3 protein-coding genes are annotated in these 2103 nt (G+C 32.2%); all 3 read left to right on the top strand.

Annotation, left to right across the window (positions count from 1 at the left end; translation table 11 throughout):
• Positions 1–83 precede the first annotated feature (83 nt).
• Positions 84–407 carry a hypothetical protein gene (locus CXF67_RS09505; protein ID WP_102088547.1) on the top strand — a complete coding sequence of 108 codons (324 nt, stop codon included), beginning with the start codon at positions 84–86 and terminating at the stop codon, positions 405–407.
• Positions 408–706: 299 nt separating this feature from the next.
• Positions 707–904, top strand: coding sequence for a hypothetical protein (locus CXF67_RS17860; RefSeq protein WP_145990442.1), 198 nt, complete (start codon positions 707–709; stop codon positions 902–904).
• Between the two features lie 338 nt (positions 905–1242).
• A complete protein-coding gene (locus tag CXF67_RS09500) occupies positions 1243–1746 on the top strand; it encodes a hypothetical protein (protein WP_102088546.1) in 504 nt (167 codons plus the stop codon).
• Positions 1747–2103 lie beyond the last annotated feature (357 nt).

Below are 2103 nucleotides of genomic sequence, written 5' to 3'. Positions count from 1 at the left end.
GTGGTTAATTACTAAAAAAAACGAAAAAAATACTTGAAAAGTGAAGATTAAAATTAATTATTTAGAAGGATAAAGAATAGTTTATGGAAAATATATTTGAAGGTGTAATTGGTTTTATAGTTGTTATACTATTTATTATTATACTCTGGGTTGTTCCTATTTGGTTAGGGTTAAAATGGGCAAAAATTAAAGGAGTTTCTAAACTTTGGATGCTTTTTGGAATTCACCCGTTTTTTGGATGGATTGCATTTTTAATCTTAAGATACGGAGTTGAACCTAGAAAACAGTGCTATAAATGCAAAGAATCAATTAAGATGGAAGCTCAAATTTGCCGTTATTGTGGAAACCAAATGAGTCAGGAAGAAATAAATTATGCAATGAAAGAGTATCAAGACAGAAAAAAGTAATATGTCTTTTGAAAAATTCCGAAATCAGAACGAATTAAAAAAAAGGACTAATTATAGTAGTCGGACTTGAATATGAAAACAACCACTGCTATAGAAAAATATGATTTAGAATTCCTTAAGTTGACAGAAATATTGAAACGAATAAAAAACTAACCACAACACCGTGTAAAAAAAATTGCTAGTAAAAGCCTACTTACCAAAATCCTCGCGGATTTTCTTGGTTTGTGTTTTATTTAATAAATTTATTGCTTAAAACACGCAACTTTCCTTACACAATCACGTTGTGGTGCAGCTAAAAAATGAACGATCAAGAGACATATCAGGCCATTCCGTATTATGAGAAATTATGTACTCATTTGGAGTATCACCCCGGACAGACATTTGAAAATTCTTACCGACAAGGCCTATATGGATTTTGGTGTAACGGAATTTTTGGGAACCGAATCTCCGACAATCAGTTGACTAAAAAAAGTGTAAACGACATAAGGCAAATTTAGACGAAATCGCGGATAGGAAAAGAAGGACAAGACGAATATGAAATAACAATTCGATTCGGAAAATACGCACTGAGACGAAATACGAAAGGAACAGAAATGATCGACTGCATTCCAATTACAGACTCGATGGATTGGATTGACATTGAACCAGAACAGAAGAAAATTGAAATAGGATTTAAATAAAAAAAGCCGACACCACAACAACAAATAAAGCTAATGCGGTCATTAGGTCTTCGTTTGACCATGACGTCTGAAGAAGGAAATTTGTGTTACTTTCATAATCACGGAAAACCGCACTAGCTTTATTAAAACCGTTGTATGGCATTAAAGAAAATCAAATGAGATATATTTTAAGCATAATATTTATTGGGTTTATTGGAACCAGTTGCTTTTCACAAGGGAGCTGGAACATTGGATATGTTGAAATTGATTCTCTTAATTCAGATTATTTGAACACCCAAATAAAACTGGACTTCAAACATGATTGGCTAAAAATTAAAAAGCCGGAAAAGCGAAGTGTTAGACATTATGTTACGCCTCAAGACACAGCTTACTTATTGATAAATAATGGTAAGACGGTTTTAATTGAAAGAAGGGCAATCTATGTTGACCATGGTTCCTTTAATGACCAGTTTCTGGAAATAGAGAATTATGACAAAAGCATTAGTAAACGGATTTATGATACCGAAATAGTTCAATTAGAAAAAGACAGAATCAAGGTTCGAGTTGTTATTCAGAATTATAAAATGCGGAATGAAAAGATTGATAAAGAACTCGAATCGAAAACTGTGGAATTCTGGATTGATAAAGATAAGTTAGACGGAATAATGATTAAGAATTAAAACGCCATACAACACTGTATATAGCAAATAGGGCGTTCGGTGGATTATGAAAGTTCAGTGCTATTTACCAACACCGCCAAATCGTTGATTTGGCTTTTAAAATGAAAAAGATAAAAACAAAATACAACGCTTTGGCTCAGAGAAAACCTGAAAGATTATCGCTTTCTACTGCCCTATTTGCCATATACTAAACGTTCTCTGCAAGCTGAAAAAACTAGTCCGTTGAAAATTCATCAGTAAAGTTTGAAATGAAATCTTGAATATATTTTTTAGTTTTATCAGACTTACGGATGACTAAAAAATGACTTCTTTTTAAACCATTTTTACCAATTCTCTTGTAAACTAAATCATCTGATA

This window comes from Psychroflexus sp. MES1-P1E, assembly GCF_002836055.1.
In the GTDB taxonomy this organism is placed as follows: domain Bacteria; phylum Bacteroidota; class Bacteroidia; order Flavobacteriales; family Flavobacteriaceae; genus Psychroflexus.
The sequence above is the reverse complement of the archived record's forward strand: the minus strand, read 5'-3'. Positions and strand labels throughout refer to the sequence as shown.